The sequence below is a fragment of the Kushneria sinocarnis genome, from assembly GCF_003633775.1.
Taxonomy (GTDB): Bacteria; Pseudomonadota; Gammaproteobacteria; order Pseudomonadales; family Halomonadaceae; genus Kushneria; species Kushneria sinocarnis.
This window is the reverse complement of sequence record NZ_RBIN01000004.1, coordinates 97,325-123,205: the sequence shown is the minus strand read 5'-3', so window position 1 is coordinate 123,205 and position 25,881 is coordinate 97,325. Positions and strand designations below refer to the sequence as shown.

At 66.8% G+C, this 25,881-nt stretch carries 25 protein-coding genes and 1 pseudogene; 18 read left to right on the top strand and 8 right to left on the bottom strand.

Features of this window, described 5'->3' with window-relative positions; all coding sequences use genetic code 11:
• Nucleotides 1–35 precede the first annotated feature (35 nt).
• Nucleotides 36–971: a lysophospholipid acyltransferase family protein gene (locus C7446_RS07380; protein WP_121172700.1), complete on the bottom strand. Its 936-nt coding sequence runs from the start codon at nt 969–971 to the stop codon at nt 36–38.
• A 273-nt stretch (nt 972–1,244) separates the two neighbouring features.
• On the opposite strand from C7446_RS07380, the gene C7446_RS07375 reads away from it, so the two are divergent.
• Nucleotides 1,245–2,561: an MFS transporter gene (locus C7446_RS07375; protein ID WP_121172455.1), complete on the top strand. Its 1,317-nt coding sequence runs from the start codon at nt 1,245–1,247 to the stop codon at nt 2,559–2,561.
• A gap of 8 nt (nt 2,562–2,569) precedes the next feature.
• Here the strand turns inward: C7446_RS07375 and C7446_RS07370 are convergent, their stop codons facing one another.
• The gene (locus tag C7446_RS07370; protein ID WP_121172454.1) at nt 2,570–3,853 is read right to left on the bottom strand and encodes a D-mannose isomerase; all 1,284 of its coding nucleotides are present in this window, start codon (nt 3,851–3,853) and stop codon (nt 2,570–2,572) included.
• 112 nt (nt 3,854–3,965) lie between these two features.
• Entirely contained in the window at nt 3,966–5,078 is a 1,113-nt protein-coding gene (locus tag C7446_RS16905; protein ID WP_121172453.1) for a CoA pyrophosphatase, read from the bottom strand.
• A gap of 82 nt (nt 5,079–5,160) precedes the next feature.
• Here C7446_RS16905 and C7446_RS07360 point away from each other — a divergent pair, with 82 nt between their 5' ends.
• The 13 genes from C7446_RS07360 to lpxL all read left to right on the top strand — a co-directional run bounded on the left by C7446_RS07360 (nt 5,161) and on the right by lpxL (nt 17,036).
• Nucleotides 5,161–5,730, top strand: a complete 570-nt coding sequence (locus tag C7446_RS07360; protein WP_121172452.1) for an NUDIX hydrolase — start codon at nt 5,161–5,163, stop codon at nt 5,728–5,730.
• A gap of 107 nt (nt 5,731–5,837) precedes the next feature.
• The gene (gene ftsB, locus C7446_RS07355; protein ID WP_121172699.1) at nt 5,838–6,143 is read left to right on the top strand and encodes a cell division protein FtsB; all 306 of its coding nucleotides are present in this window, start codon (nt 5,838–5,840) and stop codon (nt 6,141–6,143) included.
• Complete coding sequence (ispD, locus tag C7446_RS07350) at nt 6,140–6,847, top strand: 2-C-methyl-D-erythritol 4-phosphate cytidylyltransferase (protein WP_121172451.1); 708 nt, start codon at nt 6,140–6,142, stop codon at nt 6,845–6,847. The genes ftsB and ispD overlap by 4 nt, the downstream gene beginning before the upstream one ends.
• Before the next feature lie 23 nt (nt 6,848–6,870).
• Nucleotides 6,871–7,362: a 2-C-methyl-D-erythritol 2,4-cyclodiphosphate synthase gene (ispF, locus tag C7446_RS07345; RefSeq protein WP_121172698.1), complete on the top strand. Its 492-nt coding sequence runs from the start codon at nt 6,871–6,873 to the stop codon at nt 7,360–7,362.
• Complete coding sequence (truD, locus tag C7446_RS07340) at nt 7,352–8,401, top strand: tRNA pseudouridine(13) synthase TruD (RefSeq protein WP_121172450.1); 1,050 nt, start codon at nt 7,352–7,354, stop codon at nt 8,399–8,401. The genes ispF and truD overlap by 11 nt, the downstream gene beginning before the upstream one ends.
• 52 nt (nt 8,402–8,453) lie before the next feature.
• Entirely contained in the window at nt 8,454–9,209 is a 756-nt protein-coding gene (gene surE, locus C7446_RS07335) for a 5'/3'-nucleotidase SurE (RefSeq protein WP_121172449.1), read from the top strand.
• A gap of 33 nt (nt 9,210–9,242) precedes the next feature.
• Nucleotides 9,243–9,875, top strand: coding sequence for a protein-L-isoaspartate(D-aspartate) O-methyltransferase (locus C7446_RS07330; RefSeq protein WP_121172448.1), 633 nt, complete (start codon nt 9,243–9,245; stop codon nt 9,873–9,875).
• Nucleotides 9,872–10,837 (top strand): DUF368 domain-containing protein, encoded by a 966-nt coding sequence (locus tag C7446_RS07325; protein ID WP_121172447.1) that lies wholly within the window; start codon nt 9,872–9,874, stop codon nt 10,835–10,837. The genes C7446_RS07330 and C7446_RS07325 overlap by 4 nt, the downstream gene beginning before the upstream one ends.
• Nucleotides 10,830–11,993, top strand: a complete 1,164-nt coding sequence (locus C7446_RS07320; protein WP_245977753.1) for a peptidoglycan DD-metalloendopeptidase family protein — start codon at nt 10,830–10,832, stop codon at nt 11,991–11,993. The genes C7446_RS07325 and C7446_RS07320 overlap by 8 nt, the downstream gene beginning before the upstream one ends.
• A gap of 107 nt (nt 11,994–12,100) precedes the next feature.
• A complete protein-coding gene (rpoS, locus tag C7446_RS07315) occupies nt 12,101–13,081 on the top strand; it encodes an RNA polymerase sigma factor RpoS (RefSeq protein WP_121172446.1) in 981 nt (326 codons plus the stop codon).
• 304 nt (nt 13,082–13,385) lie between these two features.
• A complete protein-coding gene (locus C7446_RS07310) occupies nt 13,386–14,930 on the top strand; it encodes a TolC family outer membrane protein (RefSeq protein WP_121172445.1) in 1,545 nt (514 codons plus the stop codon).
• Between the two features lie 11 nt (nt 14,931–14,941).
• Nucleotides 14,942–16,048, top strand: coding sequence for an alanine racemase (gene alr, locus C7446_RS07305; protein ID WP_121172444.1), 1,107 nt, complete (start codon nt 14,942–14,944; stop codon nt 16,046–16,048).
• A gap of 67 nt (nt 16,049–16,115) precedes the next feature.
• Nucleotides 16,116–17,036, top strand: a complete 921-nt coding sequence (gene lpxL / locus C7446_RS07300) for an LpxL/LpxP family Kdo(2)-lipid IV(A) lauroyl/palmitoleoyl acyltransferase (protein WP_121172443.1) — start codon at nt 16,116–16,118, stop codon at nt 17,034–17,036.
• 248 nt (nt 17,037–17,284) lie between these two features.
• Here the strand turns inward: lpxL and ettA are convergent, their stop codons facing one another.
• The 3 genes from ettA to C7446_RS07290 all read right to left on the bottom strand — a co-directional run bounded on the left by ettA (nt 17,285) and on the right by C7446_RS07290 (nt 20,313).
• On the bottom strand, nt 17,285–18,946 hold the full coding sequence (gene ettA / locus C7446_RS07295; protein WP_121172442.1) for an energy-dependent translational throttle protein EttA: 1,662 nt from the start codon (nt 18,944–18,946) through the stop codon (nt 17,285–17,287).
• Nucleotides 18,947–19,097: 151 nt separating this feature from the next.
• Complete coding sequence (locus C7446_RS16450) at nt 19,098–19,274, bottom strand: PA3496 family putative envelope integrity protein (protein ID WP_170150023.1); 177 nt, start codon at nt 19,272–19,274, stop codon at nt 19,098–19,100.
• 601 nt (nt 19,275–19,875) lie between these two features.
• A complete protein-coding gene (locus tag C7446_RS07290; RefSeq protein WP_121172441.1) occupies nt 19,876–20,313 on the bottom strand; it encodes a PAS domain S-box protein in 438 nt (145 codons plus the stop codon).
• Between C7446_RS07290 and C7446_RS16445 the strand changes: the two genes are divergently transcribed.
• Both C7446_RS16445 and C7446_RS07285 read left to right on the top strand, forming a co-directional pair.
• Nucleotides 20,312–20,485: a hypothetical protein gene (locus tag C7446_RS16445; protein WP_170150022.1), complete on the top strand. Its 174-nt coding sequence runs from the start codon at nt 20,312–20,314 to the stop codon at nt 20,483–20,485. The genes C7446_RS07290 and C7446_RS16445 overlap by 2 nt on opposite strands.
• 32 nt (nt 20,486–20,517) lie before the next feature.
• Nucleotides 20,518–20,787: an Rdx family protein gene (locus C7446_RS07285; protein ID WP_121172440.1), complete on the top strand. Its 270-nt coding sequence runs from the start codon at nt 20,518–20,520 to the stop codon at nt 20,785–20,787.
• A 13-nt stretch (nt 20,788–20,800) separates the two neighbouring features.
• Here the strand turns inward: C7446_RS07285 and C7446_RS07280 are convergent, their stop codons facing one another.
• Both C7446_RS07280 and C7446_RS07275 read right to left on the bottom strand, forming a co-directional pair.
• Entirely contained in the window at nt 20,801–21,772 is a 972-nt protein-coding gene (locus C7446_RS07280; RefSeq protein ID WP_121172439.1) for a zinc transporter ZntB, read from the bottom strand.
• A 660-nt stretch (nt 21,773–22,432) separates the two neighbouring features.
• A complete protein-coding gene (locus C7446_RS07275; protein WP_425454109.1) occupies nt 22,433–23,014 on the bottom strand; it encodes an arylesterase in 582 nt (193 codons plus the stop codon).
• Between C7446_RS07275 and C7446_RS07270 the strand changes: the two are divergent.
• Nucleotides 22,970–23,311, top strand: a pseudogene (locus tag C7446_RS07270) (ATP-binding cassette domain-containing protein); the annotation flags it as partial. The gene C7446_RS07275 and the pseudogene C7446_RS07270 sit on opposite strands and share 45 nt — an antisense overlap.
• Complete coding sequence (locus C7446_RS07265; protein ID WP_121172437.1) at nt 23,308–25,791, top strand: ABC transporter permease; 2,484 nt, start codon at nt 23,308–23,310, stop codon at nt 25,789–25,791. The pseudogene C7446_RS07270 and the gene C7446_RS07265, both read left to right, overlap by 4 nt.
• Nucleotides 25,792–25,881 lie beyond the last annotated feature (90 nt).

Genomic DNA, 25,881 nt, shown 5'->3' with positions numbered 1-25,881 from the left:
TGCCGGGACAGACGCGCTCCGACAGCGCCGGCGGATCAGCGGTGACGCCGGCTGTACAGCTTGCGTTCGCGCCAGCCGGGCTCGTCGTGCTGCTGGCCGGGGGTCTTGCGCCAGCGCTTGTACTCCCACTGGTACTGCGCCGGGTCCAGCGCAATGGCCGCTTCCACGCAGGCATTGACGCCGGCGGCGGACGTGGCCTCATCGGGATCATAGACCCGTTCGTCGACCGGCAGGAAATGCAGCTCGAAGCCTGAACCGTCCGGCAGCCGGCGGGTGAAGCCGGTGACGACCCTGGCCTGGGTGCGACTCACCAGTCCGGACAGCAGCGTGACCGTGTAGGCCGGATGGCCGAAGAAATCGGCAAACACGCCGCTGCCCCAGTCGGGCACCTGATCGGGCAGGATACCGACCACTTCGCCACGGCGCAGGGCACGCAGCAGGGAGGCCACCCCGCGCGAGGTGGTCGGCACCAGGGTAGCGCCATTGCGCTGCCGCCCCTGCCGGATCAGCGGGCCGAGCGCACTCATCTTGGGGGGCTCGTACATCGCGGTGATGGGAAAGTGCTCGGCCAGCCAGAAGTTCAGAAGCTCCCAGTTGCCGAAGTGCGGTCCCAGCACGATCACGCCACGCCCCTCGGCGCGCGCCTCATCCAGCAGTTCGCGGCCGTGGACCCGGTGAATGGCCCCGGCCACGCGTGGCGGTTCGGCATACCAGGAAAAGCCCAGCTCGAGGATCATGGCCACACTGTGACGCAGGCTCTGCCGGCTCAGGTGACGATTGTCGGCATCGGCCAGTTCGGGATAGGCGCGCCTGAGATTGACCCGGGTCACGCGCCGCTCGCGCCTGGCGAGCAGGGTATAAAGCGGTGCGAGTACCCCGGCAAGACGCCACAGGGTGCGGGTCGAGCAGCTGCCGCAGAGCCGCCACAGGGTGGCGATGGTGCGGGTCTGGAGTCGTTCGGTCAGGGTCATGAATCCATCACGGTTGATCGGGCAGCGCCCGAGTATACCGAAGCCATGCCCGGCTGCCATGGGGGGAGGGCTACTCCGTGGCTGTTCACCGCTGCGGTGCCCGATATAATCGGCGGCTGACGCCGGCAGGCCATTCGGCCGGGCACCTGCCGCCGGGCGGCCGGAAAAAACGGATGCTTTTACGAAAGGGCAGGCGTATATTGCCGCCGCCTCGTCAGTCCTGAATGAGGTGGCGGCGGCGCCTGCCGCGGCATTCTTCACTGCGAGGTCATCATGGCACGGCAGCTGCTGGCGCTGGTACTGGCGCCTCTTTCGGGTCTGTTCATTCTGGCCCTGGGCAACGGCTTTCTCTCCACCCTGGTTACGCTGCGCCTGAACATGGCGGGCGCTTCGGTCAATACCATCGGCTGGGTGTCGGCGGCGTACTACATCGGCCTGGCGCTCGGGGCGCTGTTCAATGACCGGCTGCTGCTGCGCATCGGCCATATTCGCGCCTACGCCTGTTTCGCCTCGCTGGTGGCCGTCTCGGCGCTGGCCCAGTCGCTGTGGCTTGAGCCCTGGAGCTGGTTTGCGCTGCGCCTGCTGGGGGGCTGGGCGACGGTGGGCGTCTATCTGGTGATCGAGAGCTGGCTTTTGACCAGCGGTGATCGCAGCATGCGCGGCCGGATGCTGGCCTTCTACATGATTGCGCTGTATGGCGCGCTGGCTCTGGGGCAGCTGCTGCTCGGCGTGTTCCAGAGTGCCCCGGTGAGCACCCCCTATGTGCTGATCGGCATGCTGGCGACGCTGTCGATCCTGCCGCTGGCAATCATTCCGCGGGTCAGTCCGCTGCTCGAGCAGGCGGTACCGCTGTCGCCGCTGAAGCTGGTGCGCATCACGCCAACCGGCGTGACCGGCGCGTTCGGCTCCGGCGTCATCGTGGCTGCCCTCTATTCGCTGCTGCCGCTCTATCTGCAGCAGCAGAACTACATGGTCGAACAGATCGGTCAGCTGATGGCGATCATGATCGTCGGCGGCATGGCCCTGCAGTATCCCATCGGGCGCTGGTCCGATCGCCACGACCGGCAGATCGTGCTGATTGCGCTGGGGGGTGTGCTGGTGGTGCTGGCGCTGGCCCTGACCCTGGTGGTGGGGCAGTTCTGGCTGCTGGCCGGTGTGCTGTTTTTGTTCGGCGGCGGCGCCTTCTCCTTCTATCCGGTCGCGGTCGGTCATGCGGCCGACCGCGCGCCGGCCGGGGCGCTGGTCAGCATGAGCCAGGGGCTGTTGCTGATCAATGCCGTGGGCTGCACGCTCAGCGCGCCGGTACTGACCTCGGTGATGAATGCGCTGGGCGAGGACGGGCTGTTCTACGGCTTCGCACTAGCGGCGCTGGCGCTGGCGCTGTTCTTTGCCTGGCGGCGCGGCGTGCGCCCGGCGCCGCAACCGGTCGCGCCCTTTGCGGCTGCGCCGATGCAGTCGGTGGTGGGTGCCGAGCTGGAGGTGACCGAAGCGCTGGTGACCGGTGCCGAGGAGGCCCGTGCCCGGGCGGAAGAGGAGACGCCGGACGACAGCGGCAATCCCGCCGCCCGGCACTCCGAAGGCACTGCCTGAGCCGGGCCTCAGCCGGCCAGATCGGGCCGTTCGGCCAGCAGCGCGGCGGCCGTGGGGGCCAGCGGCAGCCGCGGAAAGAGCGTGGCCTGGTAGGCGTGATAGATGTCCGGCTTGCCCGACCACACGCTGGCGGCCGGCCGGTTGTGCTCATCGAGCTCGTGATGCCAGCTGCCGTGCTCGCGGTCGACCATGTAGAGATCGATGTAGTCCCACCACTGGCGATAGCAGTGTTCGAAGCGCGCCCGGCCGGTGCGCGCCAGCAGCGCCGCGGCCGCCGCCACACCCTCGCCGATCACCCAGTGCATGCGGGCCTGCACCACCGGCCGGTTTTCCCAGTCCACGGTGTAGACGAAGCCGGGCGCGCCATCGGCGGCCCAGCCGGTGGCGACTGCGGCATCGAACAGGCCGATGGCGTCCTCGAGCAGCCAGGCGGGGGCGTGCTCGCCGTGGCGCAAGAGACCGGCCTCGAGATTGAGCAACAGCCGTGACCACTCCAGCGCGTGTCCCGGGGTCAGGCCGTAGGGGCGGAACTGATCGCCCGGCTGGTCGCGGTTGTAGTCGCGCCACTCCTGCCAGTGCTGATCGAAGTGCTCGACCACCAGGTAGCCGGCGGCCATGGCGTGATCGTGGATCAGGTGTGCGGCGATCGACAGGGCGCGCTCGCGCCAGACCGGCGCCTCGAGGACATCCGCCAGGGCCAGAAAGGCCTCCACCGAGTGCATGTTGCTGTTGGCGCCACGATAGGCCTCACCCTGCTGCCAGTCGCGCGAGAAGCTTTCGCGCATCCGGCCTTCCTCCGGCGACCAGAAGTGCTGCTCGAGGGTAGCCACGGCGCGATCGAGCAGCGCCCGGGCGCCGGGGCGTCCGGCGGCGGTAGCGGAAGCGGCTGCCAGTGCCACGAAGGCGTGCAGGTAGGCCTGCTTGGTGGTGTCGATGCCGGGGTCATCATCATCATCGGGCAGCTCGGCGAACCAGCCGCCATGGCGGTCGTCGTGAAACAGGCCGGTCAGTGCGCTGATGCCGTGATCGACCAGCGCCCCGGCGCCGGGAATGCCCTGCAGGGCGGCCAGCGCAAAGGTGTGGGTCATGCGGGCGGCAATCAGGGTCTGCGGGCGCTGGGCGGGAATGGGGTGGCCGCGTTCATCGAGGGTGGCGAAGCCGCCTTCGGGGCGGCGCGACGCCTTGCCGAAGGCGATCAGCGATTCACCCTGAGCGATCAGCCAGCGGCGATGGGCGGGGCGGTTCAGCCAGCTGTCTTCGGTAGTGGCGGTAAAGGGGGTGCAGATGACCATGAGGGCTCCATGTGGCAGGTGCATGGGTAACGCGTGAGCGGAGCGCAGTGCCGCTTCGGTCTGAAAGCCTGACCGGCCGGCGGCGGCACCACAACCCGACCATGGTCCGGCGCTAGCGGGCCGGGTCGATGATACTGCCCAGCGAGCTGTTGCGACGAAACCAGCCGGCAATGCTGGCACGCGGCAGCCGCGCCGGCAGCACCTCGTGGGGCATCTCCTCGGCGAGGAAACAGACGAAGGTGCCGGCGCGGGGCGCCACTCGGCCCAGTTCCCGCGTCTCGTCTCCGGGGGCGTAGCTCACCATCTCGCCGCCACCATCGTCGGGCCAGTCGCGGTTGAGATAGGTGACGCTGGAGATGATGCGGTTGGCGCGGCCGCGAAAGCTGTCGACGTGACGCTGATAGAAGGCGCCGACCGGGTAGCGGGCAAAGTGGGCCTCGAACTCGAACAGGCCCAGAAACAGTGCCCGGTTGATGGCATCACGCACGCTCGCCAGGGTCATCAGGTAGTGGCGCTGGGCGGGGTGATCGGGCGTCAGCCAGCGGATCGAGTCCCCCCGGATATCGGGGCGGTGCTGATGCGCGTGGCCACGGCCGATCCCGGCGCGGGTCAGCGCGCCATGCTGTTCAAGTTCGTCGAGCTCGTCGCCGAGTGCAGCGATTAGCGCCGGGTCGAAGAACTCCTCGGCCACGGCCAGCAGCTCGACCACCATCATGGCCGACAGCCCCCACAGTACATGTTCGCCAAAGGTGTAGCTGGGCACAAACAGCCGGCCGCGGGCATCATCGATGACATCCGTGTGCCGGCGGGGGTCTGTCAGCAGCGTGGCCAGCGGTATCTCGAAAAGGGCGGCGATCTCGGCGGGACTGGGGCGGAAGTCGAGGCCGTCGGCAATGATGCCCACCACCGGGGTCACGATCAGCCCGTGCCGCGAGCGACGGTCGCTGAGCCGGCCGATCAGCTCGACCCGCTCGCGGGGCAGGCCGATCTCCTCCTCGGCCTCGCGCAGGGCGCAGCTCTCGGGGTCGGGATCGCCGGCATCGCGCTTGCCGCCGGGGAAGGCCACCTGGCCGGCATGCTGGCTGAGATGAGCCGCGCGCCGGGTCAGCAGCAGCCGCGGCGAGGCGGCATCGATCAGTGGCAGCAGCACCGCCGCGTGGGCGCGCTCGCCATCGAAGGTGCGGGGTGTCCAGGCTTGCAGCCGGGTTCGCGCTTTCTCTAACATGAGCCACTCTCTTGTCCGACGACCGCTTGCGCCCGTGCGATGCGTGTACGGCGTATCAGGCTCCAACCCATCCTGGAGTGCCATGAACTTCTGCAGCCACTGCGGCGCCCCGGTCCGACTGACCATTCCCGCCGGCGATGATCGCCTGCGCTATCTCTGCGAGCGCTGCGGTACCATTCACTACCAGAATCCGCGCATCGTGGCCGGTACCCTGCCGCTGGTCGATGATCGGGTGCTGCTGTGCCGGCGCGCCATTGCCCCCCGCCAGGGCTACTGGACGCTGCCGGCCGGGTTCATGGAGAACGGCGAAACCACCGAGCAGGCCGCCCGCCGCGAAACCCTCGAAGAGGCCTGTGCCGAGCTGGCCGAGCTGTCGCTTTATACCCTGATCGATCTGCCGCATATCCACCAGGTCTACATGATCTTTCTCGGCCGGCTGGCAGGAGACTTCTCGCCGGGGCCGGAGAGTCACGAGGTGCGGCTGTTCGAGGAGGCGGAGATCCCCTGGGAGGCGCTGGCCTTTCCCACCATCGAGCGCACCCTCAAGCACTACTTCGACGATCGTTGCCGTGAGCTGCCGCCCGGCGCCGTACGTTACGCCCTGCACGTGGGCAGCTTCGAGCGCTGGCAGGCGCCTGCCCGTCCCGATTGAGCGCGTGCGCCTGCCCCTGTGCAAGTGCGCTGATGATGGCATAATCGCGCTCCGAATGAACCGATACAATGAGCGCCCGCAGCGGGCGCCTGCTTACGGCTGACCCGATGTTCAAATGGATTTCGCTGGCGCTGGTGGCGCTGCTGGCGCTGTTGCAATACCACCTCTGGCTGGGCGATGGCGGGCTGCTGGAGCTTGAGCGGGTCGAGGCTCGTGCCGATCTGCTGGAAGCCGACAATCACGAGCTCGAGGAGCGCAACGACCGGCTGGCCGCCGAGGTGGTCGATCTCAAGAACGGCCTCGATGCCATCGAGGAGCGCGCCCGCAACGATCTCGGCATGGTGCGCCAGGATGAGCAGTTCATCTGGGTGCCCGGTACTACCGTGAACGCGACTCCGGAGGCGCCGCAATGAGAGGTGACGAGTCCCCCTGGCTGATCGTGCCGGCTGCCGGCCGTGGTACGCGGATGGGCTCCGACCGGCCCAAGCAGTATCTGCCGCTGGGCGCGCGGACCGTGATGGGCCAGACACTGGCGAGGCTGCACAGCGCCTGGCCCGAGGCGACGCTTATGCTGTGCCTCGATGCCGATGACGACTGGTTCGACGAGACGGCCGTCCCCTTTGCCCGCTGGCAGCGGGTAAGCGGCGGCGAGGCGCGCTGGCAGTCGGTACGGGCGGCGCTGCACGCCCTCGACGGTCAGGCCGACGACGAGGACTGGGTGCTGGTGCACGACGTGGCGCGCCCCTGTGTGACTGCCGCCGATCTGGCACGGCTGCTGGCGGCGCTGCGGCGCGATCGGGTGGGCGGGCTGCTGGCCACGCCGGTCACCGATACGCTCAAGCGCCAGGATGATACCCAGCGGGTGGCGGCGACCCCCTCCCGAGAGGGACTGTGGCGCGCCATGACCCCCCAGGGATTCCGTTTCGGCGTGCTGCGCCGGGCGCTCGAGCATGCCTGCAGCTACGGGGTGGCCGTTACCGACGAGGCTTCCGCGGTCGAGGCGCTGGGGCTGTCGCCGCTGCTGGTGGCCGGGCGCAGCGACAACATCAAGATCACTCATCCCGAGGATCTGCGCTTTGCCGCCATGATCCTCGAGTCACAGCGAGACGCTTCATGAACCAGCAGGCCACGACCCCGTCGCTGCGCATCGGCCACGGATTCGATGTCCACCGTTTCGGACCCGGCGATCATCTGACCATCGGGGGCGTGCACATTCCGTTCGAACAGGGCTTCGTGGCCCACAGTGATGGCGATGTGCTGCTGCATGCCATCAGCGATGCGCTGCTGGGGGCTTGTGCGCTGGGCGATATCGGCCGCCACTTCCCCGACAGCAGCGAAGAGTGGGCCGGCGCCGACAGCCGTGACCTGCTGCGTCATGTGATGACGCTGATTCACGAGGCGGGCTACGTCGTCGGCAATGTCGATGCCACCCTGATCGCCCAGGCGCCGAAGATGGCGCGCCATGTCGACACCATGCGGGCGTGCATCGCCGAGGACCTGGCCGTGACGCTCGGCCAGGTCAGCGTCAAGGCCACTACCAGCGAGCGGCTGGGCTTTACCGGCCGTGGCGAAGGCATTGCTGCTGAAGCGGTGATCCTGCTGACCGGACAGGGGCCGGCCCATGGCGGCTGAGCTCCTGCCGGACTGGCCGCGCTGGCACGGTCCGCCGCCCGGAGCGGCGCGCTTTCGCAGCGTGCCCGAGGATTTCCGGGTCGAGGAGGTCATGCCCTTCGTGCCGGAAGGCGAGGGAGAACATCTCTGGCTGTGGCTGGAAAAGCGTGCCATGAGCACGCCGGTGCTGGTCCGGCACGTGGCACGGCAGCTGGAGGTCAGACCGCGCGATATCGGCGTCAGCGGCCTCAAGGATCACGGGGCGGTCAGCCGTCAGTGGCTGTCGGTGTGGCTGCCGGGCGCGGCCACGCCGGCGCGGCTGGCGGCCCTGCTGGCGCTGAAGGACGGGGCGAGCAGGGTGCAGCTGCTCGAGCATGCCCGCCACCCCCGCAAGCTCAAGCGCGGCGTGCATCGCGCCAACCGCTTCCGGCTGGTGCTGCGCGATGTCGAGGCGAGCGAGTCGGATCTGGCAGCGCGCTGGCAGCGCCTGCTGGCCCACGGCGTGCCGAACTACTTCGGCCCTCAGCGCTTCGGCGTTGGCGGTGACAACGTGACGCGCGCCCTGCGACTGTTCGCCCGGGGCTGGCGCCGCCGCGACGATCGCGAGGGCCTGCTGCTGTCCAGTGCCCGCAGCTACCTGTTCAATGCCGTTCTGGCCGAGCGTATCAGCCGCGAGTGCTGGCTGACGCCGCTGGCGGGCGATGTCTTCAACCTGGCCGGCAGCGCCAGCCGGTTCACGGCCGACGAGCCCGATGCCGGGCTGGGCGAACGGCTGGCCAGCGGCGATATTCATCCCACCGGGCCGCTGTGGGGCCGGGGCAGTACGCCGGTGCAGGCAGATGCCGCCGAGTTCGAGCGTCAGGTGGTCGATCATCACCCGCAGCTGCGCGACGGCATCGAGCAGGCCGGCGCCACACCGGCACGCCGGCCGCTGCGGCTGATGCCGGAAGCGGCCAGCATGGCCGCCGGAAGCGACGGTATGATACTGGAGTTCACGCTGGCCCGCGGCGGTTTTGCCACGGCGGTGCTGCGTGAGCTGATAGCCCATGAGCAACTCTGAGCACCGGGGAACAAGCCCGTCGGTGCAGATCGCGGATGAGGGAGGCAAGGTGATGCGCAAACTGCTGCTGTCCAACGATGATGGCGTTCATGCTCCGGGCCTGCGCGCCCTTTACGAGGCGCTCGAGCCCCACGCGAAGGTGCGGGTGATCGCCCCCGATCGGGACCGCAGCGGTGCCAGCAATTCGCTGACCCTGACCCGCCCGCTGGCCCTGACGCCGCTGGAGAGCGGGTTCTACAGCGTCGATGGTACTCCCGCGGACTGTGTCTACCTGGGAGTCAGCGGGATCTTCGAGGAGACCGTCGATCTGGTGGTATCCGGCATCAATCATGGCGGCAACCTGGGCGATGACGTGCTCTATTCCGGCACGGTGGCGGCTGCCATGGAAGGGCGTTCGCTGGGCCTGTCGGCGATAGCCGTCTCGCTGTGTGGCCATCACCACTTTGACACCGCGGGCCGGGTGGCGGCATCACTGGTGGGCGCCGTGGAGCGGCTGGCCCTGCCGCCGCGCAGTCTGCTCAATGTCAATGTGCCCGATGTGCCGTGGCAGGAACTGCGCGGTTTCCGGGTCACCCGTCAGGGGCATCGCGGTCCGGGCCGGCAGCCGCTGCCGATCGAGGACCCGCGCGGTCGCACGCGCTACTGGATCGCCCCGGCCGGGGCGAGTACCGACGACGGCAATGACACCGATTTCGCCGCCATCGAGGCGGGGTATGTCTCGATCACGCCGCTGCACACCGACCTCACCCGGCACTCGGCGCTGGAGGATGTGCAGGCCTGGCTGGATGCGCTGACCGATCACGCCTGAAACCGGCACGAGCGAACAGGGAGGTGAGTGAAGATGGATGGTCATACTGCCCACAGACTGATCGAGGAGCTGCGCGCGTCGGGCATTACCGACGAGCGCGTACTGGAAGCCATGGCCCGGGTGCCGCGTGATCGCTTCGTGGCCGAGGAGGATCAGGCGCGTGCATGGCAGAATGCCGCGATGGCGATCGGGCATGAGCAGACCATTTCACAGCCGGTGATCGTGGCGCACATGACCGAGTGCGTGCTCGCGGCCGGCCCCCGCCGGGTGCTGGAAGTCGGCACCGGCTCGGGGTATCAGGCGGCCATCCTTGCCGAGCTGGTCGAGGAGGTCCATTCCATCGAACGCATCCGGGCACTGCACGAGCGTGCCGCCGGGGTGCTGACCGAACTCGGCTATACCCGTGTACAGCTGCGTCACGGCGATGGGGCTGCAGGCTGGCCCGAAGCGGCGCCCTTTGATGCTGCCATCATTACTGCCGGCACCCGTGAACCCGGTGAGGTGCTGGGTGGTCAGATACGCGAAGGCGGTATCATTATCGCTCCGCTTGAAGACGAGCACGGCGTGCAGTGGCTCACCCGACTGGTCCGGCAGGGCGATGAGTGGCAGCGTCAGCGTCTGGAGCCCGTGCGTTTTGTCCCCCTCAGACAAGGAGTTTCCGATTGAAAAGGTCGCTGTCACTGTTTTTCAAGGGCATGGGCATGGGGGCCGCCGATGCGGTGCCCGGGGTCTCCGGGGGGACCATTGCCTTTGTGACCGGTATCTATGAGGAACTGATTCATAGCGTGCGCAGCTTCGGTCCGGAAGCCATCGGCGTGTGGCGGCGTGACGGCTTTCGCGCGCTGCTTGCCCACCTCAACCTGATGTTCCTGATTCCGCTGGTGCTGGGCATCGGTACCAGTGTGCTGAGCGTGGCGCATCTGGTGACCTGGCTGATGGACCGCTATCCGCTGCTGCTCAATGCCTTCTTCTTCGGCCTGGTGCTGGCGTCCGCCGTGGTGGTCTTCCGGCGCCTCGGGCACTGGCGGCCGGCGCATCTGCTGCCGCTGCTGCTGGGCGGGTTGCTGGCCTGGACCCTGCCCAGCCTGCTGCCGGCCAGCCAGAGCACGGCGATGCTCTTCTTCGGCGGCGCGATCGCCATCAGTGCGATGCTGCTGCCGGGGGTTTCCGGCAGCTTCCTGCTGTTGAGCATGGGGTTGTATGGCACGGTAATGGGCGCCATAAAGGGATTTGAACTCGGCACCCTGGGGTTGTTCGCTGCCGGCTGTCTGGTGGGACTGTTCACCTTTTCGCGGGTACTGTCCTGGCTGTTTCGTCATCACCACGACCCGACTCTCAACCTGCTGATCGGGTTCATCATCGGCTCGCTGCCGACCCTGTGGCCGTGGCAGCAGCTGACCCGCTATCGGATGGGTGACAATGGCGATATCGTGCCCCTGCATCATCAGCTGCTGTGGCCGAACGAGTTCACTGCCATCACCGGTGAGCCCGCGCATCTGCTGGGCGCTGCGGGACTGATGGTGGTCGGTGTGATGGTCATCCTGCTGGTGGGCGAACGTTCGACATCGCAGCAGTCGCCGGCCGGTGGAAACGGAATGCTGTCGAAGGAGTCGGGGAAGAATGAGTGACATGGGCAACACGTTCGCACGCGCCACGGGGGCGGTGATGCGCCACCGGGGTCTGGCGGGGGCCGCTGCACTGGTACTGGCGCTCGCCGGGTGCCAGTCGATGAATGGCGCGCCCGAGGTGCAGGAGGCGTCCTTCAATCAGTCCTCCATTGCCCACGGGCTCTACCGGGTACAGCGTGGCGATACCATCTATTCGATCGCCTGGCGCACCGGGGTCGATTATCACCAGCTGGCCCGACTCAACGATATCCAGCCGCCCTACAATCTGACGCCGGGGCAGACCCTGCGGCTCAACAGCGGCGCCAGCGTGCCCCAGGACAGCTCGCCCGGCAGCAGTGGCAGTGGCGACAGCACGGGCACGCGGGCCATCGCGCTGGACGGCAGCGACAGTGGTGGCACCGGTGGTGCCTCAAGTGGTGACGACAGCTGGCTGGCCCCCGACGAGGAGGCGATGCGCAACAACCGGACCAGCGGTAGCAGTAGCGGTGGTGGCGGCACCACGGTTGATGCCGGCGTGGCCGGTACGGTAGCAGCATCCGGCGGCCAGCAGCGCACCGACAGCGGATCCGCTTCGGCCGGGCAGGGTCAGACGAGCGATGATCGCGCAGGCGATGGCGAGCGTGCCGGCAGCGGGCAGGGCAGCAGCGCTGCGCAGTCCGGCGGTGCCGGCTCGGACACTGCCGACGGTGGCGATCAAGGCGGTGGTGACGACACCGGTGGCACGGCCGTGGCCGGCAAGTCGAGCAGTGATTCCGGCAGCCAGCAGACCTATACGCCGGCGAAGAACATCGACTGGCAGTGGCCGACCGATGGCCAGGTGGTAGGTACCTTCAAGGACAAGACCGATCTGACCCCGGGCATTGATATTGCCGGGCAAAAGGGGCAACCTGTCATGACAGCCGGTCCAGGTATCGTGGTCTACGCCGGAAGCGGTGTCCACGGCTACGGCAAGCTCATCATCCTCAAGCACAACGATCAGTTCCTGAGTGCCTACGCACACAATCAGACCCTCAGGGTCGAGGAAAACGACGTGGTCAGCGCCGGGGATGTGATTGCCACCATGGGCTCCAGTGATGCCGATCGTACCGAGCTGCACTTCGAGATACGCCAGGATGGCCAGCCGAAGGATCCGATGACATTCCTGCCGAACCGCTGATGCCGTGTCAGGCCGTCGTGCCCACTGTTGCGACGGTCCACGGGGACGATGCGGCCGGTATCGGATTCCTGCCGGTTTGACGCTTCAGACGATAAGGGGATATCGACATGAGCGTAGTGGAACAGGATTTGCAGGACGTCGATCTTGAAGAAAACAACGAGTCTGAACTCGAGCTCAATGACGACAAGGAGGCCGTCGAAAGTGAAGAGGCCTTTGAAAAGGCGCTGAACCGTGAAGAGCGTCAGTATCATCAGAGTCTTGATGCCACCCAGATCTATCTCAATGAAATCGGCTTTTCACCGCTGCTGACCCCCGAGGAAGAGGTCCATTACGGGCGTCTGGCCCGCCAGGGGGATCCGGCCGGCCGCCAGCGCATGATCGAGTCCAACCTGCGCCTGGTGGTGAAGATTGCCCGACGCTATCTCAATCGCGGGCTGTCGCTGCTGGACCTGATCGAGGAGGGCAATCTCGGTCTGATCCGGGCGGTGGAGAAGTTCGATCCCGAGCGCGGCTTCCGTTTTTCGACCTATGCCACCTGGTGGATTCGCCAGACGATCGAGCGGGCGCTGATGAATCAGACCCGTACCATTCGCCTGCCGATTCACGTGGTCAAGGAGCTCAATGTCTACCTGCGGGCATCGCGCGAACTGACCCAGAAGCTCGATCACGAGGCCACCGCCGAAGAGATTGCCGATCATCTCGACAAGCCGGTCGAGTCGGTGAAGAAGATGATGGGACTCAACGAGCGCATCTCGTCGGTTGACTATCCGCTCGGCAACGAGAGCGACAAGCCGCTGATCGATACCATCGCCGACGAGAACGAGACCGGCCCCGAGTCCAATCTGGTCGATTTCGACGTGCGGGCGCATGTCGATGGCTGGCTGGCCGAGCTGACCGAAAAGCAGATGGAGGTGGTGATTCGCCGCTTCGGGCTGCGCGGTCACGAGGCGGCCACACTCGAGGAAGTGGGTGAAGAGATCGGGCTGACCCGCGAGCGGGTCCGCCAGATCCAGGTCGAGGCGCTCAAGAAGCTGCGCCGCATGCTCGAGAAGCAGGGCCTCTCCCTGGACGCCATCTTCGAGGCCTGATCGGACCGGATCGGTTCAGCCGATCCGGCCCTGCCGGAATCGACAGGCGGCACTGCTTGCGCAGTGCCGCCTGTCGCGTATGCGGATGCCGCCTTTCGGCCGGATGCTTATTATTTGCGCCATGTCGCGCTAGAATGTGCGCACTTAAACATGCTGGAATGTATGTAAGTTACGGAAGGGGCCGCCACGGCTGGCGGCCGCTTTCGCCAGCAGATCACCACGGCGGCAGGTCGTGCGATGATACATCCAGAATTACCGAACTCCATGGGCGGCTGTGCTCGTCCCCTGTTACAGGAAAAGTCCGATGCCGAAGTTCAGAGTGCTGCCACTGGTAATCGCCATTTCCGTGGCCGGTCAGGCGCAAGCGGCGGATCTCATGACCGTCGCGCGTGACGCCCTGGTCAACAATGCGGATCTGGCGGCATCACGGGCGGGCTACAGCAGTACCCGGGAAGGGGAGGCGATCGCCCGTGGTGACCTGCTGCCACAGGTGACCGCATCGGGCAGCATCACCCGCTACAACATCGATTCGCAGCAGTCGGGCGGCGCCGACGGGCTCGACGGTATTGGTGGTGGTGGCGCTGGCGGCAGCGACAACCACTACAGCTCGCGCAGCGTTCAGGTCGAGGCCACCCAGGCGCTGTTCGATGCCACCAACTGGTATCAGCTCGAGGCGGCCAAGCGCGAAACCGCCCAGGAAGCGCTGTCGCTGGCCAGTGATCGTCAGCAGCTGCTCTACAACGTGGCCGAGGCCTACTTCGAGGTGCTGCGCGCCAAGGAGCAGCTCGACACGCTGCGCGCCGAGGAGCGGGCCGTGGCCAGCGAGCTGCGTCAGGCACGGCAGCAGTTCGATGTAGGTACGGTGGCCGCGACCGATGTCTACGAGGCGCAGGCGACCTACGATCAGACCCGCTCCGAGCGCATCGCCCAGGAGAGCACCCTGCAGGTCAACTTCGAGCGGCTCGAACAGCTGACCGGTCAGCAGTACGCCAGCATCGACGGACTGGCCGACGACCTGCCGATCCGCAATCCCGAACCCTCCTCGCGGGATGCCTGGGTCGACATGGCGTCCACCCGGAATCTGGATCTCAAGGCCGCACGGGCCGGCATTGAGGTGGCACGCTCCAATCTGGATACCTCCCGGGCGGGGCACCTGCCGACGCTCTCGGCCTTTGCCAACTATCAGTGGGGCGACAGCTCGAACGAGCGGCTGGACGGGGATGACGATCGCCAGAGTCAGATCGGCCTGCAGGCCAACGTGCCCATCTACTCCGGCGGTTCGACCAGCGCCCAGGTGCGCCAGAGCACCTACTCGCTGGAGCAGTCGCAGTATCAGGCCGAATCGAGTCTGCGCAGCGCCGTGCAGAACGTGCGCTCCTACTTTGCCTCGGTAGTCAACGACGTGCTGACCGTTCAGGCCCGCCAGCGCTCGATCGAGTCCAACCGCGCCTCGTTGGAAGCGACCCGCAGCGGCTATGAAGTGGGGACGCGCAACATCGTCGACGTACTCGACGCCCAGCAGAACCTCTATTCGGCCATCTATGACTATGCCGATGCCCGCTACAACTACATCACCGATCTGCTGAGCCTGCGCCAGTCCGCTGGCATTCTCGATGTCGGCACGATCAGCACCCTCAACGACTGGCTGCGCGAGAACAAGGCCGTGCGTCTCGATTTCCTGTCGCAGTATCAGCAGTCCGGCAGGGGAGACGGGACACTCGACAGTGCCGGCAGTGATGACGACCAGCCGCTTTCGGGCCTGCCCGGCGTGAATCAGGGCAGTGGCGGCGGCAACCAGGCCTCGCGGGTGCGGCAGGCCTCGATGCCCGGTGCTTCGCAGACTCCCTGACATCGATTGCCATGCGTCCGCTCCAGGCTCTGATTGATACCGAGGCGCTTCGCCACAACTATCGACTGGCATGCCGGGCAGCGCCCGGCAGCCGGGCACTGGCCGTGCTCAAGGCGAATGCCTACGGCCATGGGGCGCTCGAGTGCGCCCGGGCCCTGAGCGACCTGGCCCCGGCCTTCGGGGTGGCCGCGATCGAAGAGGCGCTGGCGCTGCGCGAAGGCGGGATCACGCAGCCCATCGTGCTGCTGGAAGGCTTCTTCGAACCCGGCGAGCTCGAGCTCATCGCTGCGCAGCAGCTGGTCTGCGTGGTGCACAGCGAGTGGCAGCTCGAGGCCCTCGCCGAGGCCCGGGTCAGCGCGCCGATCGCAGTGTGGCTGAAGTGTGATAGCGGCATGCACCGGCTGGGCTTCACCCCGGAGGCGGTGCCCGATGTCTGGCGGCGTCTGAACGCCCTGCCGGCGGTGGGCGAGTGCGGACTGATGACCCATTTCGCCACTGCCGATCAGCCGGCGTGTGCACTCTTCGATCGTCAGCTGACGGCGGTTGCCGGGCTGCGTCAGGCGCTGGGCGAGCCGCCGGTCTGCTGGGCGAACTCGCCGGCCACGCTCTCCCGGCCCACGGCGCACGGTGACTGGGTGCGCCCCGGCATCATGCTCTACGGGGCCGATCCGCTGACCCATGCCAATGACCTGAGCAGCGCCCTGCAGCCGGTCATGACGCTGGAAAGCCGGCTGATTGCGGTGCGTGAACTGGCCGCCGGCGAGCCGGTCGGCTATGGCAGCCGTTTCGTGACCGAACGCCGCACCCGGCTCGGCGTGGTCGCCTGCGGCTATGGCGATGGCTATGACCGGCACGCCGTCGATGGCACCCCGGTGCTGGTCGACGGGCAGCGGGCAGCGCTGGCCGGGCGGGTGTCGATGGACATGCTGATCGTCGATATTACCGGGCTGCCCGCGGCCGGCGTCGGCTCGCGGGTCACCCTGTGGGGGCGCGCGCCCGACGGTACGGTGCTGCCGGTCAATGAGGTCGCGGCCTGCTGCGATACCATCAGCTACACCCTGCTGACCGGGGTCACGGCCCGGGTGCCCCGGCGCCCGTGGTTACGCTCGTCGTCCTGACGTGACGTCGCCGCCCGGGGTGCCTACAATGGCGGCTGCTTCAAGCGACCCGAGTCATTACGCCTTCATGGCCCGTAAACGCAAGCCCTATCCCGCAAGCTTTGCCCATCCGCGCTACTGGCCCATGTGGGCCATGATCGCCCTGATGCGCCTCGGCGCCTGGCTGCCCTGGCGGCTGCGGCTCTGGCTGGGGCGCCTGATCGGCGAACTGGCGTGGCGGTTTGCCCGCCGTCGCCGGCACATCACCGAAACCAACCTGCGCCTGTGCTTCCCTGAACTGAGCGAACGCGAGCAGCAGCGGCTGGTGCGGCGGACCTTTCACTCCAACGGCATCGGCATCTTCGAGACCGCTACCGGCTGGTGTCGCGATCCCGAGCACATGCGCCACCGCGTCACCTTTCTGGGCACCGAGCACATGGCCGCGGCGCGCGCGCAGGGCAAGGGGGTGCTGATCATCGGCATCCACTTCTCGACGCTCGATCTGGGCGGGGCGCTGCACTCGCTCTTCTTCGATGCCGACGTGGTCTATCGCCCGCATGACAATCCGCTGTTCGAGCGTTTCATGACCCATGCCCGGCGACGCATCTTCGGCGCGGCGATCGATCGTCACGATCTGCGCGGGGTGGTGCGCCGCATCCGCAGCGGCCATGCGGTGTGGTATTCGCCGGACCAGGATTTCGGGCGCGAATCGAGCGTCTTTGCCCCGTTCTTCGGCATCGACGCCGCCTCGATCACCCTGACCGCTCGCATTGCCCGGATGACCGGGGCGCCGGTGATGCCGCTGGTGTTTCATCGCAACCCCGATGATTACACCTACACGCTGGAGTATCTGCCGGCGCTGGAGAACTTCCCCAGCGGCGATGACGTGGCCGATGCCGCCCAGGTCAACGCCTTCATCGAGGCAGCCATCCGTCGCCATCCCGAGCAGTATCTCTGGCTGCATCGGCGCTTCAAGACCCGCCCGGAAGGGGAGAGCGGGTTTTATTGATATCTGCTGCCGGGCAGCTGCAGACGTGGTCTCGGCTTGCACATCACGGCGAACCCCATCGCGACTGAAGTCGCTCCTACAACGGGTAGTAGGCAATGCTGTGAAAGAAGCGCCGAGCCAGATCAACGGGATAGCTCAACCATTGGGACATGGGGATGGGGCATTCCGGGTCGGGTGAGGGAGGGGTAGCAAAAGGCCTCCGCCGACGGAATCGGCGGAGGCCCGAAGCCCGGCTTCGAGGCGGATCGTCAGGCGTCGATGCGCTTGTACTTCATGCGCTGGGGCGTGTCGTTGCCGACGCGCTTGTGGTAGTCCGCTTCGTAATCGGTGTAGTTGCCCTCGAAAAACTCGACGTGGGAGTCGCCCTCGAAGGCGAGGATGTGAGTCGCCACCCGGTCGAGGAACCAGCGGTCGTGGCTGATCACCAGGGCGCAGCCGGGGAAGGCCAGCAGCGCTTCCTCGAGCGCGCGCAGCGTCTCGATGTCCAGGTCGTTGGAGGGCTCGTCGAGCAGCAGCACGTTGGCGCCCTGCTTGAGGGTCTGGGCCAGCTGCAGGCGGCCCCGCTCGCCCCCGGAGAGTTCGCTCAGGCGCTTCTGCTGATCGGTGCCCTTGAAGTTGAAGCGGCCGACATAGGCGCGTGAGGATACCTCGTAGCCATTGATGTTGAGCATGTCCTGACCGTCGGAGACCGCCTGCCAGACCGTCTGATCGTTGTCGAGCTCGTCACGCAGCTGCTCGACGTGCGCGACCTGCACGGTCTCGCCGATCGCGATATGGCCGTTGTCGGGCTGCTCCTTGCCGGTGATCATGCGGAAGGTGGTGGTCTTGCCGGCGCCGTTGCCGCCGACGATGCCCACGATCGCGCCCGGCGGGATCTGGAACGAGAGATCCTCCAGCAGCACCCGGCCGTCCTGGCTCTTGGTGACATCGTGGAATTCGATGACCTTGTCGCCCAGGCGCGGCCCCGGCGGAATGTAGATCTCGTTGGTCTCGTTGCGCTTCTGGAACTCGGTGGACTGCATCTCCTCGAAGCGATCGAGGCGCGCCTTGTTCTTCGCCTGGCGACCCTTGGGGTTCTGCTTGACCCACTCCAGCTCCTGCTTGATCGCCTTCTTGCGCGAGGCCTCCTGCTTGGCTTCCTGTTCGAGGCGCTTCTCCTTGGCTTCCAGCCAGTTGGAGTAGTTGCCCTCGAAGGGAATGCCCTGGCCGCGGTCGAGTTCGAGAATCCAGCCGGCGGCGTTGTCGAGGAAGTAGCGATCGTGGGTGACGGCAACCACGGTGCCCTGGTACTCGGTCAGGAAGCGCTCCAGCCAGGCGACCGATTCGGCGTCGAGATGGTTGGTGGGCTCGTCGAGCAGCAGCATGTCCGGATTGGAGAGCAGCAGGCGGCAGAGCGCCACGCGGCGGCGTTCACCGCCGGAGAGGTTGCCGACCCGGGCCTCCCACTGCGGCAGCCGCAGCGCCTCGGCGGCCACTTCCAGCTTGCGCTCGAGGTTGTGGGCATCGCTGGCCTCGATGATGTTTTCGAGCCGGCCCTGCTCGGCGGCCAGCGCGTCGAAGTCGGCATCCGGCTCGGCGTAGGCGGTATAGACCTCTTCCAGCCGCTGCTGGGCCTGCTTGATCTCGGCCACGGACTCCTCGACGGTTTCGCGAACCGTCTTGTCATCGTCGAGCTCGGGCTCCTGGGGGAGATAGCCGATGTTGAGGTTCGGCATCGGCCGCGCTTCGCCGCTGTACTCCTGATCGACGCCCGCCATGATGCGCAGCAGGGACGACTTGCCCGCGCCGTTCAGCCCCAGCACGCCGATCTTGGCGCCGGGAAAGAAGGAGAGCGAGATATCCTTGAGGATTTCGCGTTTGGGCGGAACGGTCTTGCCCACCCGATTCATGGTGTAAACGTATTGCGCCATGGAGATTCGGCTCTGTTGTGTCGAGAGGTGAATATGTCCCGATGATAAGCCCCTCACGGAAATGGGGCCAGCCGGATCGGGCCACCGGCGCGCGAATGAGCAGCGCACGCCGGGTGGCGCCCGCCGTGGGGGAGGGGCGGCCAGTCGCCGGCTACTCCTCCTCGTCGCTTCCCCAGCTGTCTGCCAGGGCCTGGCGCAGCTGGCGCTCCTCCAGCAGCGCCTCGATGCGCCGCCGGGCGCAGAGCTCGCCCTTGCGGGGGCGCGGTGGAGAGTACTGCTCGTCGTTGATGGCTTCGAAGTCGTCGCCGGTATTCAGTTCGCCACTCATCAACCCACTCCTCCAGATGACAACGCATGCCGTATAAGGAGGCTATATAGCGTTAACCCGCGCCGCTGGCAATAACCTCCGGCGCAATTGTGAGTGACCGGGCGACGGCGGCCGGGGGTGGTGAATCGCGACTGAAGTCGCGCCTGCAACACCATTGCAGCTCTTCCGGCGGGGGTGGCCTGTCAGCCAACGTTCCTGCAACCCCGTCGCGGCTTTCCCAGCCTGGGCAGATTATCAGCCAACGCCTCTGTAGGAGCGGCTTCAGCCGCGAAAATGTGGTCACACCCCGGCAACCCAACCCCATCGCGACTGAAGTCGCTCCTACAAAAACCCCGATAGTGGCAGATATGGCCGTGGTCGCCGCATCGCGACTGAAGTCGCTCCTACAAAACCCCGATGGTGGCAGATATGGCCGTGGTTGCCGCATCGCGACTGAAGTCGCTCCTACAAAACCCCGGTAGTGGCAGGTATGGCCGTGGTCGCCCCATCGCGACTGAAGTCGCTCCTGCAAAACCCCGGTAGTGGCAGATATGGCCGTGGTCGCGATGAGGTCCTGAGATTTCGGGCACGGGGGTGTCGTGCGCCGGTGACGGCGGTGCTGTCAGGAGGCGGTTTCCATCCGGGCGCGCAGGCGTTCGAGCTCCTGCTGCGCCTCCACCAGCGAGGTTACATCCTTCTGCACCCCGACGAAGTAGAGCAGCTGATCCTGCTCGTCATGAACCGGCGTGATCGACAGCTCGTTCCAGAACATGGAACCATCGCTGCGATAGTTGCGGATGACCTCCCGGCAGGGCAGGCCCTCGTTCAGGGAGTCGCGGATGCGATCCAGCCCCGGTTGCTGGTTGTCACCGTTCTGCAGGAAACGGCAGTCGCGATAGAGGATATCCTCGGCACTGTAGCCCGTCAGTCGCTCGAAGCCCTGGTTGACATAGATCAGGATGTTCTCGTTGCCTTCCTTTTCGGCGACCACGATGCCGTCGCTGGACGCATTGACCACGCGTTCAAGCAACTCCGGGCTGATCATGGGGGGTGTACTCATGGCTCACGACATCCCTGTATTAAATCATTTGCTCAAGGTCGGTTTTATTCACGATCTTCTTATGCTGGAGGCGAAAATCGTCATGCCGGTGATTCTTACCAACACGCCGGCTGTCGGCAAGCCCTTCCGGCATCAGAATCATCAAAGCTTGCCGACAAAAAACGCAGCCTGATTCACAGTGCTGATGGAACCAGGAGAGAGGATATGCGCATTACCCTTCACTACTGCACCCAGTGCAACTGGCTGCTGCGCACCGGCTGGTACGCCCAGGAGCTGCTCTCGACCTTCGGCGAGGATCTCGAGCAGGTGGCCCTGGCCCCCAGCCACGGGGGGCATTTCGAAATCGTCACCGACGAGGGGGAGGTGCTCTGGGAGCGCAAGCGTGATGGCGGCTTCCCGGAGATCAAGGCGCTCAAGCGGCTGGTGCGTGACCGCCTTGATCCCGAACGCGATCTCGGTCATACCGACCGCTGATCGCTCCGGCGGATTACCACCAGCGCCGCTTGCGGAAAAAGACCAGCTGCACGAACACGATGGCCAGCACCAGCACCACGAAGACGGTGAACGCCCAGGGATTGTCGGCGCCGGGGATACCACCGACGTTGATGCCCAGCAGCCCGGTGAGAAAGCCCAGCGGCAGGAAGATGGTGGTGATGATGGCCAGCAGGTACATGCGGGCGTTGAGCTTCTCGTCCTGGTCGTTGCGCAGCTGCTCCTGCAGCACCAGCGCGCGCTCCTGCATCGCCCGGAAGTCCTCGACGTAGCGGTAGAGCTGGTTGGCAGCCTCGCGCAGCCAGAGCCGGCCGGTCTCGTCGATCAGGCCGATCTCGGCGAGCTGCGACAGGCAGTGGAACTGGGGGTCCATGAAGCGGCGCAGGGTGATCAGCGGGCGGCGGATGCGGGCGATGTCATCGCTGTCGACCGGTTCATCCTCGAGCTGCTTCTCCTCCAGATCGGCCAGCCACTCGTCGAGCTGGTGGGTGCGCTCGCCGACCCGGTCGACCAGCGCATCCGCCATGCCGGCAAACAGTTCCGACACCGTGCGCGCACCCTCGCCGGCATCGAGATACTCCCGCACGCGCAGGATCGACTGCAGCGGCCGGCGGCGCAGGGTGATCAGGCGATTCGGGGTCAGCCAGACCCGCAGCGAAATCAGGTCCTCGGGGGAGGCCCCGGGATTGAGGTTGATGCCGCGCAGGGTGGTATTGATGCCGCCCGGAAAGTGCGCCACCCGGGGGCGGGTATCTTCCTCGAGCAGGGCCTCGACGATGTTCTTGTCGAGTTCGGCGAGCTGGCTCAGATAGTGCTCGACATCGTTGTGCGTGAAGTCCAGATGCATCCAGAGCGGGGCGTCGTCGCTCGCCCAGGCGCCGGTCAGTTCGTCGTGGGTGAGCAGCTGCCCGCCCCCCTGACCGTCCAGTCGATAGGCCGCGACGAAGGAGGAGCGTTCCTCGGTCATGCAAGACTCCCGTAAGCCGAATCAATGAGGGCGATTATGCCCGTCGGGATGGTTACCAGGCCAGACGGATGATATCGCGACTGAAGTCGCTCCTACGGCAGCAGGCCGGGGAGGCTTTAATGGTTTCTGCAGTCGCGATGAGGGAGGCCACTGGCGTACCTGCAACCATCGGGATTTTGCAGGAGCGACTTCAGTCGCGATGGGATTCCCCGGGGTGTGACCATATGTTCGCGGCTGAAGCCGCTCCTACAGAGGCGTTGGCTGCCAATCTGCCCTTGCCGGGCAAGCCGCGACAGGGTTGCAGGAACGTTGGCTGCCAGACCACCCCTGCCGGAAGATCTGCAATGGTGTTGCAGCCGTGACTTCAGTCGCGATGAGGAGCCACTGGCGTATCTGCAACCATCAGGGGTTTGTAGGAGCGACTTCAGTCGCGATGGGGTTGCCCGGGATGTGACCACATGTTCGCGGCTGAAGCCGCTCCTACAGAGGCGTTGGTTACCAATCTGCCCTTGCCGGGCAAGCCGCGACAGGGTTGCAGGAACGTTGGCTGCCAGGCCACCCCCTGCCGGAAGATCTGCAATGGTTTTGCAGCCGTTTCTTCATCAGTCGCGATGAGTTGGCCTGCGCAGCTGAAATCGCCCTGAACCACGCCGCTCCGGCTTACGACCCGGCCCGTTGCGCAGTGGCGGAATCCGGCGTTTGCAGCAATCCTTGTAACACCGGCCAGACATTGTCGAGGATGATCGGCTGACCCTCGGCATTGGGGTGGATGCCATCACTCTGCATCAGCTCATCGTTCAGGGCTACCCCTTCCAGCAGGAAGGGCACCAGCGGTATCTCGTAGCGCTGGGCCAGCTCGGGATAGATGGCGCGAAAGGCTTCGGTATAGGCCTGGCCGTAGTTCGGCGGAATGCGGATGCCGAGCAGCCCGACCCGTGCCCCGGCCGCGCGGCTCTGCTCGATCATCTGTGCCAGGTTGCTCTTCATCTGCTCGAGGGAGAGCCCGCGCAGCCCGTCATTGCCGCCGAGCTCGAGCAGCACGATGTCCGGCCGGGTGCGTTCGAGGGCCTCGGGCAGCCGGGAGAGGCCGCCGGCCGTGGTGTCGCCACTGGTGCTGGCATTGACCACCTGGTGCGCGTCGCCCAGCCGTTCGCGCAGCAGACTGACCCAGCCCTCGCTGCGCTCGACACCACGGCCGCCCGGCACTGGCTGGAGCGGGTCGGACTGGGCGAGCGGCTGCATCATCTGCCCAAACAGCTTTCGGGTGGCGAACAGCAGCGGGTAGCGATTGCCCGCGCCTTCGTCACCGAGCCGAAGCTGGTCTTTGCCGACGAGCCCACCGGCAATCTTGATCGCGTCACCGGTGGCCGGATCGCCGAGCTGCTGTTCGGTCTCAACCGCGAAGCCGGTACCACCCTGGTGCTGGTGACTCATGATCTGGCGCTGGCCGGGCGCTGCGACCGCGCACTGGAGCTCGAGGCGGGCACGCTGCGGCCCCGCCGGATCGAGCCGGAAACCGCTGCGGAGCGTGGGCAATGAATACCCTGGCGATGGCATGGCGAGGGCTGCGGCGTGATCTGCGCGCCCTGCTGCTGGCGCTGACGCTGGCCGTGGCCGCTTCCACCATGATCGGCTTCTTTCTCGACCGGGTGGACCATGCCATGAGCCGTCAGGCCGGGCAGCTGCTGGGGGGCGATCTGGTGCTGGTCAAGGGCAGCGCCTTCGAGCCCGGCATCAGCGAGACGCTCGAAGAGGCCGGCATGCGCGTCACCACCCAGCTCACCACGGCCTCCATGGCGAGCCACGGCGACCGCTTTCAGCTCGCCAGCCTCAAGGCGGTCAATCCCGGCTACCCGCTCTACGGCGCCGTTCGGATCGATCGCGGGCAGGGCGGCACGGCGGCCGAGGGCCTGCCGGAGCAGGGCAGTGTCTGGATCGAGCAGCGCCTCGGCCAGGCGCTCGATGTCTCGCTGGGGGATCGGATCACGCTGGGGGATCGGCGCTTTACCGTATCGGCCTGGGTGGTGCAGGAGCCGGATCAGGATGTGGGGCTGGCCAACTTCAATCCGCGGGTGATGCTCAGCGGCCACGAGCTGGCCGCCACCCATCTGATCCAGCCCGGCTCGCGCGCGACCTACCGGATGCTGGCGAGGGGCACGCCTGCCCAGCTGGCGGCGCTGGATGACCAGCTCGAGCAGTGGCGTGATCGCGGCATCCGGGTGATGGATGTGCGCGAGGACCGCCCGCGCATCGGCCGGGCGCTGGAGCGCTCGCAGAAATATCTCAGCCTGGCCGGGCTGGCGGCGGTCCTGCTGGCCGGGGTGGCGGTCGCGATGGCGACCCGGCGCTACGTCGATCGGCATCTGGACACCGCCGCGCTGATGCGCTGCTTCGGTGCCCGGCAGCGCCAGCTGGCGCGTTTGTTTGCCACCCAGCTGGCCCTGCTGGCGCTGCTGGCCGCCCTCGGCGGGGCCGTGCTGGGGCTGATCGGCCAGTGGGCGCTGCTGGCGCTGCTGACCCGGCTGCTGCCGCTGGAGCTGCCGCCGCCCGGGCCGGTGCCGCTGCTGCTGGGGGTACTCACGGCGCTGGCGGTGCTGATCGGCTTTGCCGGCCCGACGCTGCTGCGGCTGCGCCAGGTGAGCGCGCTCAAGGTGCTGCGGCGCGAGCTCGATCCGCTGCCTGCGGCCGGCTGGCTGCTCGTGGCCGTGGCGAGTCTGGTATTCGGCGCGCTGCTGTGGCTCTACAGTGGCGATCTGCGGCTCTCGCTGGGGCTGCTGCTGGGCGGCCTGGTGGCGCTGGCGGTGCTGTGGTGGGTCGCCCGGGCGCTGCTCACCGCACTGCTGGCGCTGACCCCGCACCTGCCGGTGAACGTGCGTCTCGGCGGGCGGCAGCTGGCCCGGCGGCGCAGTTCGAGCCTGGGGCAGATCCTTGCCTTCGCGGTCACCTTCGCGCTGATGGCGCTGATTACCCTGGTGCGCAGCGATCTGATTACCCAGTGGCAGGATCAGCTGCCGGCGGATGCTCCCAACCAGTTTGCGATCAACATTCAGCCGAGCCAGCGCGACGGGTTCGTCACTGCCATTGACCGGCTGACCGATCAGCGCTCGCAGGCCTATCCCATCGTGCGGGGCCGGCTGGTGACGATCAACGGCGAGACCGCGCGTGACGCGGTGCCCGAAAAGGAGCGCAACGACGGCAAGCTGCAGCGCGAGACCAACCTCACCTGGAGCGCCGAGCCGCCGGCGGACAACCCGATCGTCAGCGGCGAATGGTTCGGGGATGGAGCCGGCGAGCGCACGCCGCCGCCGATCTCGGTCGAACGCGGTTTTGCCGAGGATCTCGGGCTCGCGCTGGATGATCGCCTGACCTTCGATGTCGCCGGCCGGGAGGTGACCGGCCGCATTGCCAGCCTGCGCGAGGTGAACTGGGAGTCGTTCAGGCCCAACTTCTTCGTGATCTTCCCGCCCGGGGCGCTGGAGGGGTTCAGCCACACCTACATCACCTCCTTCTATCTGGATGACCGCGCCCAGCAGCAGCTCGGCTCGGTGATCCAGCGCTTCCCGTCGGTCTCGCTTTTGGATATCGACGCCATTCTCGGTCAGGTGCGCAGCCTACTCGGCCAGGTGGCGCAGGCGATCGAGCTGATTCTGGGGCTGGTGCTGCTGGCGGGCATTGCCGTCTTGTATGCCGCGCTGACGGCCAGCCGGCCGGCCCGGGCGCACGAGGGGGCGCTGCTGCGGGTGTTCGGCGCCGGCAACCGCCAGCTGGCACGCACCCAGGCCAGCGAGTTCGTGCTGCTGGGGCTGGCCAGCGGCCTGCTGGGGGCCGCGCTGACCGAGGGGCTTGCCGCCGTGCTCTACGCCGGCTGGCTCGATCTTGCGCCGCGCTGGCACCTCTGGCTGTGGCTGGTGCTGCCGCCCGGCGGCGCGCTGCTGATCGGGAGCATCGGCTATCTGCTCTCGCGACCGCTGCGCCGTCAGGCGCCGATGGCCAGCCTGCAGCTGCTGGGCGAGGCCTGAAGCCCCGGCGCCCGAGCGGCATGATCGGCTCGGCGGGGCGATCGGGTTCGAATTCGGCGCCTGATTGAGCCATCATGGGGGATTGGTGTT

Coding starts and splice junctions, on each gene's coding strand:
- C7446_RS07380 (WP_121172700.1), bottom strand. CDS start 971: ATGACCCTGACCGAACGACTCCAGACCCGCACCATCGCCACCCTGTGG.
- C7446_RS07375 (WP_121172455.1), top strand. CDS start 1,245: ATGGCACGGCAGCTGCTGGCGCTGGTACTGGCGCCTCTTTCGGGTCTG.
- C7446_RS07370 (WP_121172454.1), bottom strand. CDS start 3,853: ATGGTCATCTGCACCCCCTTTACCGCCACTACCGAAGACAGCTGGCTG.
- C7446_RS16905 (WP_121172453.1), bottom strand. CDS start 5,078: ATGTTAGAGAAAGCGCGAACCCGGCTGCAAGCCTGGACACCCCGCACC.
- C7446_RS07360 (WP_121172452.1), top strand. CDS start 5,161: ATGAACTTCTGCAGCCACTGCGGCGCCCCGGTCCGACTGACCATTCCC.
- ftsB (WP_121172699.1), top strand. CDS start 5,838: ATGTTCAAATGGATTTCGCTGGCGCTGGTGGCGCTGCTGGCGCTGTTG.
- ispD (WP_121172451.1), top strand. CDS start 6,140: ATGAGAGGTGACGAGTCCCCCTGGCTGATCGTGCCGGCTGCCGGCCGT.
- truD (WP_121172450.1), top strand. CDS start 7,352: ATGGCGGCTGAGCTCCTGCCGGACTGGCCGCGCTGGCACGGTCCGCCG.
- surE (WP_121172449.1), top strand. CDS start 8,454: ATGCGCAAACTGCTGCTGTCCAACGATGATGGCGTTCATGCTCCGGGC.
- C7446_RS07330 (WP_121172448.1), top strand. CDS start 9,243: ATGGATGGTCATACTGCCCACAGACTGATCGAGGAGCTGCGCGCGTCG.
- C7446_RS07320 (WP_245977753.1), top strand. CDS start 10,830: ATGAGTGACATGGGCAACACGTTCGCACGCGCCACGGGGGCGGTGATG.
- rpoS (WP_121172446.1), top strand. CDS start 12,101: ATGAGCGTAGTGGAACAGGATTTGCAGGACGTCGATCTTGAAGAAAAC.
- C7446_RS07310 (WP_121172445.1), top strand. CDS start 13,386: ATGCCGAAGTTCAGAGTGCTGCCACTGGTAATCGCCATTTCCGTGGCC.
- alr (WP_121172444.1), top strand. CDS start 14,942: ATGCGTCCGCTCCAGGCTCTGATTGATACCGAGGCGCTTCGCCACAAC.
- lpxL (WP_121172443.1), top strand. CDS start 16,116: ATGGCCCGTAAACGCAAGCCCTATCCCGCAAGCTTTGCCCATCCGCGC.
- ettA (WP_121172442.1), bottom strand. CDS start 18,946: ATGGCGCAATACGTTTACACCATGAATCGGGTGGGCAAGACCGTTCCG.
- C7446_RS16450 (WP_170150023.1), bottom strand. CDS start 19,274: ATGAGTGGCGAACTGAATACCGGCGACGACTTCGAAGCCATCAACGAC.
- C7446_RS16445 (WP_170150022.1), top strand. CDS start 20,312: ATGGCTCACGACATCCCTGTATTAAATCATTTGCTCAAGGTCGGTTTT.
- C7446_RS07290 (WP_121172441.1), bottom strand. CDS start 20,313: ATGAGTACACCCCCCATGATCAGCCCGGAGTTGCTTGAACGCGTGGTC.
- C7446_RS07285 (WP_121172440.1), top strand. CDS start 20,518: ATGCGCATTACCCTTCACTACTGCACCCAGTGCAACTGGCTGCTGCGC.
- C7446_RS07280 (WP_121172439.1), bottom strand. CDS start 21,772: ATGACCGAGGAACGCTCCTCCTTCGTCGCGGCCTATCGACTGGACGGT.
- C7446_RS07275 (WP_425454109.1), bottom strand. CDS start 23,014: ATGCAGCCGCTCGCCCAGTCCGACCCGCTCCAGCCAGTGCCGGGCGGC.
- C7446_RS07265 (WP_121172437.1), top strand. CDS start 23,308: ATGAATACCCTGGCGATGGCATGGCGAGGGCTGCGGCGTGATCTGCGC.